Genomic DNA, 8,730 nt, shown 5'->3' with positions numbered 1-8,730 from the left:
ATAGCCGCCCCAGGAAAAGATACGACTACAAAACACCGGAGGAAATGTACTATGGAAAATAACTATCGGTGTCGCACTTCAAACTTGATACTAAGGGTTTTTTATTCGTCACGTATCTCGACACATGGCGTCATTTGACGTTTTTCGTGGCGTATGGCTGTTGACAGAAAATAGCGTAGTGCTCAATATGACTGGGTTGTAGCGGTGTTTTATAGGTCGCTTAAATCGTAAAGCTACGACATGGAAGAAGGCGGTATGTGTCGTAAAACAAACTGTTAATTGTACATAAACAATAGGGTAAGGAAATTGACAGAAGCATATCCGGCGAATTTGCTAATTAAATTCTTTAGTGAAGAGCAACACTATATTAGCTTTAAAAGCGGTAGTTCTTTTTTTAGAACCCCTCATTTCTACCGGAACTGTGAAGATAGGGGCCGAGGAGACCGTACTGAGTCATGTGTTGGATATTGGAATAAAGAATTAGGCGATGAGATTCCTCATGTCGCGTCGGAAGACGAGTCTATAGACTTAAGTCAAGTTGCTAGTTTATTGATATACCCTTTGCAAGAGCAGAAAGATTGTTGGTTGCAGTCATGGAGTATTATGGGGCCTTCAAATGGTTTCGAGCTGTCATTGCAGGCAATGTTAGATGAATTTGGTCCTTACTTTGTGGTGATGCCAGCAAGCAACATTACGCGTTATGTATACCTATTAGAAAAAGCAACTGGCGAGACTGTTAACTATGGAGCGATTCAATATTCAGATGACCCGCTAAAAAGATCTTTGACAGTAAAGAACTCTGGTCTTGGATATCAAAAGGAACTGCGCTTATTTCTTGGCAGTTGCGAAAAGGATGAGATGACCGACAGGACTTTGCAGATTCCTAATCTAAATAGCTTATTGGCGGATATTGGAAGCTTAAAAATTTCTAATCCTAATGGTACCACTCGATACTGTACGCAGGGGACTGGGAAAGTCATAACTTCGGAATAGAACACTTAATAAGTTGCAGGATTCGGGAGGCTCTACAAGCCTCCGGTGTGCAAGCCGTAATGGTTTCTAGAGGCTGGCCAATGGCCGTTAAATTCGTAAATACAATTGTGTTTGTATCTGATTTGGCCGAATCGAAAAGGTTTTATTCGGATCTATTAGGTATAAAAGTAAAAGAAGAATTGGAATCTATCATTTTCTTTGAAAATCATTTAGTTCTCCATAGTGATAAACCTATTTTGGATAGTGTTTTCAAAACGGAGAGTAAAAGTAGACTAAATCCGATTGGGGCCAATAACATACTGATCTACTTTGAGTGTGAATCTCTTAGCGAACTAGAATCTACATTTGGAAAGGTAAGCAGTAAAGCTAAAGTAATTCATGAAATTGAAGTTCAGGATTGGGGTCAGAAGGTTTTTAGGTTTTTCGATCCCGACGGGCACATATTAGAGTTTGGCCTGAAAAATGGTTTGAATGAAAAAACATAACGGGCCTGATACATTCGCTAGAAATCTTGCTGGACTTGCTTTACTCAGCCGTGGTGTCAGCACCAATCTCGGGAGATTGTATGTGGCATAAAGTAATACCTGAAATATGCAAAAAGCTAGAGGAATTAGATGTTAGATATCATGCTGATGCTTCATCTAGTTTATTTGTCTGTGGTTTCGAATTTGAAATGGAAGATTTCGATGTGACTGTTGAGTGGGGGACTATTGAAATAGTTAGGAATGCATTTGAGTCCCTAAACCCCACTCAAGTATCGGGCACTAACCCTAAGCAATTTAGATTTGAGTTCATGGGTCGCAAGATAGATGTAATGTCCTATGAAAGTGATACGGGTATCGGCGCATACGCAGAGCGCCAGTTAATCGAATTCTCAGGTGCTAAAATCTGGACGAAGATACCAAGCTTTTACTTAAGCCGGATGAGGAAGGACCATCCAGTTCGAAATGCGGCATTACGGTACTTTAAAAGTTAACTAACAGCAGCGGCAAACCTATCCCTCAAATTGCTGCCAGTTACGTATTAGCTCCGCCACTTCGCTGTGCTGAGCGCTCTATTTAAAGGGAAATGGATATGGTTGAATACATTAATGCGTTGTTATTAACCTATACAGCATTTATTTTTGCAGTACTTTCACCAGGCCCTAATGTTTTTGGTGTTATGAATATTTCACTAGAAAAAGGAAAGGCTGCGGGTTTGTTGTTTGGCCTTGGTATCGCATTCGGTTCTTTGACTTGGGCGACTCTAAGTGTTTTAGGCCTAACTCAGATTATTGCAAAATACGCTGAACTGCTATTTCTGATAAAGGTTTTTGGAGGGGTCTATTTAATTCATCTTGCCATCAAAGCCTATAAGTCATCTAAGACTGAAATACCAAGTAATTCATCTAAAACACATGACTTATTATCCAAGCAATATTTTGCCGGTGGTTACACGCTGATGATGACGAACCCTAAAGCTGCATTAGCTTGGGTTGCAATAGTATCGTTATCTACATTTAACAACGCTCCAGCCTGGGTTTCAATTGCTGCTATCACTGGCACTTTCTCTCTTTCAGTAATTATCCATGTGGCGTATGCGTCTATTTTTTCAAGCAGACCATTTGTAAGGTATTATCGAAAATCGAGAAGTAAAATACTAAAGGTGTTTTCAATTGTCTATGGTGGTTTGGGGATGAAATTGCTTTCAACTACGAACTAAATAGATCAAAAATGGGCGTAGGGCTTGTTCCTCGCTTTTACCACAACCGTTCATTTCAAAGGTGAATTAAATTGCCAAGTGTTTTAATTACCGGAGCAGCCAAAGGGCTTGGAAGGGAACTTGCTAAGTCTTTCCATGGTTATGATTGGGACTTATACCTTGTTGTGAGAAGCTCTGAATCTAAAGCCTCACTTTTGAATGAGTTTCCGAATGCCCATATTATCGAGTCAGATGTTCGATCCCTTGAGCATGAAGAAAAAGTTAAAAACTGGCTGGATGATAAATCGATAGACGTACTCATTAATAATGCAGGTTTAGGTAGTAAAGGACCTAACCTAGATACAGCGACTATTGAGCAGATATCGTCCGTTTTTGAAACTAATTGCTTAGGTGTATTTTCAACGGTTAAGGGTGCACAAAAAGCTTTGCGCAAGTCGAAAAGCGCTTTAGTTCTGAATATAAGCTCCCGACGGGGTTCCATGGCTATGCAGGCTTCGGGAGCAGCTAAAGGTTCCGGCTGCTCGTACTCTTATCGGATAAGTAAGGCAGCTCAGAACATGCTTACCCTTTGTTTGGCCGACGACCTTGAAGAGTTTGGGATCAAGGTGGCGGCGATTCATCCGGGTAGGTTGCTTACTAATATGGCATCGAGGGATGCTCATATGACACCAGAAAGATCAGCTAAATTAATAAGTGAATTAGTCGTTAGTGGAAAGATTAATAATCGGGACTACCTGTGCATGGAAACTGGCTCACTGCCTTGGTAGAAATGAACAAGTGTGGGCAGTTGACGCTAAGTGACCGCGCCGGTGCTGTAAGTGTTAGTTTCCCAAAGGATTGGTATGAATTTACTTGATGATCGAGTTCTATCTATAGAAGTTATCGAAACAGGGCAAGATCTTATTTCAATTCCAGATAAACATGAGAAATTAGTTCTCGATCATGACGTTGAATTAGGATATGAGAATGAGTTTGTAGCTCGCAAGGGAGTTGTTAGCAGGCTTATTCAAGCTGCAAATAGGCTACCTTTCGGTACTTGCCTCTCAATTAAAGAAACCTACCGCCCAAAGGAATTTCAAGAGCTAATTTTTAATCGCAGGGCTAGCCGCCTTTCAAAGTTATCAGAACACTCAGGTAAATCTGAATTAGATATCCATAGACTAACTTCTCAGTTTATTGCTCCTCCGGAAGTTGCGGGGCACCCAACTGGAGGGGCTGTCGATGTAGCACTTATCACTTCAGATGGTAATGAACTTGATCTAGGGTGCAATTACGATGAAGACGAGCAAGCATCAAATGGAAGATGCTTTTCATTTTCTACTGACATATCTCGCGAAGCTCAGAAAAACAGGCAAGTTCTTTTTAATTGCATGAGAATGGCTGGCTTTGTAAATTATCCCTTTGAATGGTGGCACTGGTCATATGGGGACAAGTACTGGGCAGCAGTTACAGGCGCTTCGAATGCAATATACGGTGCCATCGGTAGAAACTAACAATCACGTGTGTTGATTCAGAAACCAAAATCCGCTCAACCTACGCCTCCAATGCAGCCCTTAACCCGGCTGCTTTTTTGTGTCTGTAAAATATGGAATGTTTGTGGAAGTTGCATTTTACATGAAATGAAAACGTCCAACTCCCGCCGTCTGGTCGTTTAGACCTGCCATTTCACCTTAATCTTGCTGTGAGTCGAAGTGATTGGGAGCTACCTGGGTGGCTGCTGTCCCTTTGCGACGACCTTCTACTAAAAATAAGGAGAATTAAATGAAGGCTCTACCTACCGCAGCAACATTAACCACTTGTATGCTTGCCATAGCATTGACGGGCTGTCTTGGTGAAGACAGTGATTCAAGCTCGACGACTGAGTTGGCTTACCCGGTTATCGATACCATGCAGTCTGATTGTTACGATACTGTGGGTGATGTTATCGAATGCGGTTCCGATGCAGATCTTATAGGTCAGGATGCAGAATATACGACCACGGAGTCCTCTTACACGAAGTCGGACGAGGTTGACGATTACGATACCACCGTCACGGACAATATTACCGGCCTGGTTTGGACGTACAAACAATCTGACGATCAGTATAATTTTGATGCCGCTGTTAGCTATTGTGAAGATCTGTCTTCCGGCGGCTACGACGACTGGCGTTTGCCGAACCTGAAAGAGTTGTACTCTCTGGCCAATTTTAACGGCGCACTGGATATAACGGTCAATGATGACGGCAGCTATGATACCAGCAACGCTCAGCCCTATCTGGATACAGACTACTTTGAATTCAACTACGTAAGTTTCCCCGGGCCATTTGCTACTCAAACCTGGTCCAGCTCTGAGTACGACATCAATTTACTGGGCGGCCACCCGGATGAAGATGAAGAGGATGCGGGGTACCCGGCGGCATTCGGGTTCAACTTTGCCGATGGTCATATCAAAGCCTACGGCACCGAGGAAGATCAGCCGGGGCTCTTTATTCGTTGCGTGCGCAGCGATGATACGGACTATGCCGTTAACGATTTTGAATTGAACGAAACCGGCACCATTGTGACTGATAATGCCTCGGGCCTGATGTGGCAGCAGGATGATGGCGGTGATACCTACAGCTGGGGCGGAGCCATGGCGCATTGCGAAGCTCTGGAACTAGAAGGCTATGATGACTGGCGTCTGCCGGACAATAAAGAGCTGCAGAGCATTGTCGATTATGATGCGACGGAAACGCCGGCCATTAATACCGACTATTTCTCGGCCACCTTTAACGAAGACTACGGCACGCCTGGAATCTATTCTGACGAGGGTGGTGACTACGGTTGGTACTGGACGAGCACGACCATTGGTGATTTCCCGGAAAACGGCAGCTATATTGCGTTTGGTCGGGCCTATTCAACCGCGAACATTGATGCAGGCAACGCCTTTGATTACAGCGAAATTGAGGACGCTGCAGAGCTGGCAGCCGCATTTGCAGCAGCCGACTACTACGACTATCACGGTGCCGGCGCGCAGCGAAGTGATCCGAAGGATCCATCTCTGGTAAATGACGCCAGCGGCTGCTCCGATTACGCCTGTGATGAAGAGCGCGGCTATAACTACGCCCGCTGCGTTCGTGGTGGTGTTGAATAAGCCTGAAGCTATTCGCTATTAGAACAGGTGCAAAATTGAGTATCTGTTCACTTCGTAGCACGGCGGATATCTGCGTTGGCAAAGCTAGAAAGAGTGCAACTGTTTCTAGCTTTGCCACCTTTATCCTCATTGAACGTCGGCGCTCTTTAACTACAGGGTTTAAGTTAATGCGCCGAAGCCACCTGAGTTGCCGAATTAATATAAAAACCCAAGGCTTCGAATTGTATATACCAAACACCAATAGAGACGGCATAACCAATAATAATCGTCCAGGCATACTTCATGTGCGTTGAGAATGTGTAAACCCCTTTCAGCTTACCCATAACCCCAACGCCGGCAGCAGAGCCAAATGAGATCAGGCTTCCACCAATTCCGGCGGTTAACGTCACCAGCATCCATTGCGCAAGCGGTAGGTCAGGTGATGACTTTATCACAGCAGACATGACCGGTACGTTATCTACAATGGCGGATAGAAAGCCCACACCGATATTGACGTAGGTTGGATTAAATTGGGTGTAGAGTTTGGCCGCATAGTCAAGAAATCCGGCAAAGTGGAGAGCACCGACAGCCGCTAAAATACCGAAGAAAAATAACAGGGTATCGTTTTCAACCTTGGAAACGGACTTATAAATTTGAATGTCGTTATTGTGGTACTTCTTAAGCGTGTATGCGTAGAGCTGCAATAACGAAAGTCCGAACAACATTCCCCACATCGGTGGTAAGTGCATTGCTTGCTTACCAATGACCGCTGACGCGATAGTTAAAACACCCAGACCAGCAATGACCATTCCACCTTTGTGAATCTGAACAGGCTCGGCACCCTCAACTTGCTGTGGGTGACCTTCCGGAATATAGCGAGATAGAATCAAACCGGTAATTGCCCAACCAATAATGGAGGCTGGAAAGAGAAACAGGAAGTCTACAAATGCCCCTTTGCCTGAAGACCAGGCCAGCAGTGTTGTGGTATCGCCAAATGGCGACCAGGCGCCCCCCGCATTTGCAGCGACAACGATATTAATGGCCGCCGGAATCAAAAAGGCCTTATTGTCTTTCTCGATAGTAATCAGCACTGTCGAGAGAATAAGCGCAGTGGTGAGGTTATCGGCTACCGGCGAGATAAAGAAGGCCAGTAGCCCAGTGGACCAAAACAGTTTTTTATAGTTAAAGCCTGACTTTAATAGTTTCTCTTTTAGCGCATCAAAAACATTTCGTTCAATGAGCGCTTCAATATAGGTCATTGCAACAAATAGGAAAAAGAAGATCTCTGCAATTTCGACAATCAAATGCTCTATTTCGCTATCAAACGCTGAGAAATTATGCCCCCCTAATGCGTAATAAATACCGAGTAACATAAACATAAATGTACCCGTAAATAAGGCGGGCTTCGCTTTGTTGATGTGATATTTTTCTTCTGCGGCAATAAAGTAATACCCGACAACAAATATCAATAGCAATAGCCACCCGAATGGCTTCACTGCTAAGTCAACGGCGTGAATTGTTCCTTCAGTACTTGACATGCGATCTCCTTTGTCTGAATTGGTTTAGAGGGTTTCTTAGATCGTACGAGGGTATGATCCAGTTTTAGTTTTTCATTGAAGTTTAAATTCACCAACCGGTTTTACTCACTCATTTCAAATTTTTGATGAGCCTGCCGTCTTTATAATTGGCGGGCGCACATGGGCAAGAAGTAACGGTTGGTTTTTTTCAATGCATCGAAATTTTTCTTTAACTTTCGAACCTAACGATAGAATTATGCCGGCTTTTGGTGTGCTTCTGGCAGTCGCTTCTGCTGAACAAGAATGAAAAGTGAAAAGACACTTAGCGCTAACATTAATACGCCAAGAGCCCATAAGCCGTTTGAGAGCAGCAGTGTTGAAAGGGCAGCGATGAGCGCACTGGCAATGGATTGAATTGCACCAATAAAGGATTTGGATACCGACAAACACACTCAGTATCTTGTGTGGCGCATGGCGGTTTAGCAGGGTTGAACTTACTCGGTTGGCGATAATGCCAATACCGGTATTCACAACAAAAAGCGCTGAGAATAGTGCTTCACTTAACCCGAATTGTTCAATGTAGATCATTGATGAATTGGTGATAAAAATCATTAATACGGAATAGGTTGCTGCCTGAACAACCACGTATTTTCTGGCTTCCAGGTAGGCTACATATGCTGGTTTAATCCGGGTTTGTAGGTCGGGCTTCAGCCCGACAAGTATGAAACTTGGTAACCAGTCGGCCTAAAGGCCGACCTGCAGGTAGGCTACATATGCTGGTTTAATTGGGGTTTGTAGGTCGGGCTTCAGCCCGACAAGTATAAAACTCCGTAACTCGTCGGCCTAAAGGCCGGCCTACAGGTAGGCTACATATGCTGGTTTAATTGGGGTTTGTAGGTCGGGCTTCAGCCCGACAAGTATGAAACTCAGTAACTCGTCGGCCTAAAGGCCGGCCTACAGGTAGGCTACATATGCTGGTTTAATTGGGGGTTTGTAGGTCGGGCTTCAGCCCGACAAGTATGAAACTCAGTAACTCGTCGGCCTAAAGGCCGACCTACAGGCAGGCTACATATGCTGGTTTAATTGGGGTTTGTAGGTCGGGCTTCAGCCCGACAAGTATGAAGCTTGGTAACCAGTCGGCCTAAAGGCCGACCTACAGGCAGGCTACATATGCTGGTTTAATTGGGGTTTGTAGGTCAGGCTTCAGCCCGACAAGTATAAAACTAAGTATGACTAATCTAGTAGCGTACCCTTCAGATTCAGCCTGAACCTGTTAAAAAGTAAACCAGCCCTTTCAATAACAAGCGACCGTGATTAAAAACAACCGTTTCTAGTGGGCCATGCGGTTAATTAGGTAATACTTTTTTAGCCCGTTCAACGGATGCAATTATCTTTTCTGCACTTTTCGTCCACTTAAATGGTTTTGCTA

The 8,730-nt window shown here is 44.1% G+C and carries 9 protein-coding genes; 7 read left to right on the top strand and 2 right to left on the bottom strand.

Going from position 1 to position 8,730, the window contains the following annotated elements:
* Window positions 1–306 precede the first annotated feature (306 nt).
* The 7 genes from BCF53_RS18785 to BCF53_RS18755 all read left to right on the top strand — a co-directional run bounded on the left by BCF53_RS18785 (window position 307) and on the right by BCF53_RS18755 (window position 5,805).
* Window positions 307–993, top strand: coding sequence for a hypothetical protein (locus tag BCF53_RS18785; protein WP_132704265.1), 687 nt, complete (start codon window positions 307–309; stop codon window positions 991–993).
* A gap of 80 nt (window positions 994–1,073) precedes the next feature.
* Entirely contained in the window at window positions 1,074–1,478 is a 405-nt protein-coding gene (locus tag BCF53_RS18780) for a VOC family protein (protein ID WP_165902002.1), read from the top strand.
* An 80-nt stretch (window positions 1,479–1,558) separates the two neighbouring features.
* Complete coding sequence (locus BCF53_RS18775) at window positions 1,559–1,969, top strand: hypothetical protein (RefSeq protein ID WP_132704261.1); 411 nt, start codon at window positions 1,559–1,561, stop codon at window positions 1,967–1,969.
* Window positions 1,970–2,067: 98 nt separating this feature from the next.
* A complete protein-coding gene (locus tag BCF53_RS18770; RefSeq protein WP_165902001.1) occupies window positions 2,068–2,694 on the top strand; it encodes a LysE family translocator in 627 nt (208 codons plus the stop codon).
* Between the two features lie 71 nt (window positions 2,695–2,765).
* Entirely contained in the window at window positions 2,766–3,461 is a 696-nt protein-coding gene (locus BCF53_RS18765; protein WP_165902000.1) for an SDR family NAD(P)-dependent oxidoreductase, read from the top strand.
* Between the two features lie 75 nt (window positions 3,462–3,536).
* Window positions 3,537–4,187 carry a M15 family metallopeptidase gene (locus tag BCF53_RS18760; protein WP_132704255.1) on the top strand — a complete coding sequence of 217 codons (651 nt, stop codon included), beginning with the start codon at window positions 3,537–3,539 and terminating at the stop codon, window positions 4,185–4,187.
* A gap of 268 nt (window positions 4,188–4,455) precedes the next feature.
* A complete protein-coding gene (locus BCF53_RS18755) occupies window positions 4,456–5,805 on the top strand; it encodes an Lcl C-terminal domain-containing protein (RefSeq protein WP_132704253.1) in 1,350 nt (449 codons plus the stop codon).
* Window positions 5,806–5,969: 164 nt separating this feature from the next.
* Here BCF53_RS18755 and nhaD read toward each other — a convergent pair whose 3' ends face one another.
* Window positions 5,970–7,322, bottom strand: a complete 1,353-nt coding sequence (nhaD, locus tag BCF53_RS18750; RefSeq protein ID WP_132704251.1) for a sodium:proton antiporter NhaD — start codon at window positions 7,320–7,322, stop codon at window positions 5,970–5,972.
* Window positions 7,323–7,436: 114 nt separating this feature from the next.
* Complete coding sequence (locus tag BCF53_RS18745) at window positions 7,437–7,946, bottom strand: hypothetical protein (protein ID WP_132704249.1); 510 nt, start codon at window positions 7,944–7,946, stop codon at window positions 7,437–7,439.
* Window positions 7,947–8,730: the final 784 nt, after the last annotated feature.

This window comes from Reinekea marinisedimentorum (genome assembly GCF_004341165.1).
Taxonomy (GTDB): domain Bacteria; phylum Pseudomonadota; class Gammaproteobacteria; order Pseudomonadales; family Natronospirillaceae; genus Reinekea; species Reinekea marinisedimentorum.
The sequence above is the reverse complement of the archived record's forward strand: the minus strand, read 5'-3'. Positions and strand labels throughout refer to the sequence as shown.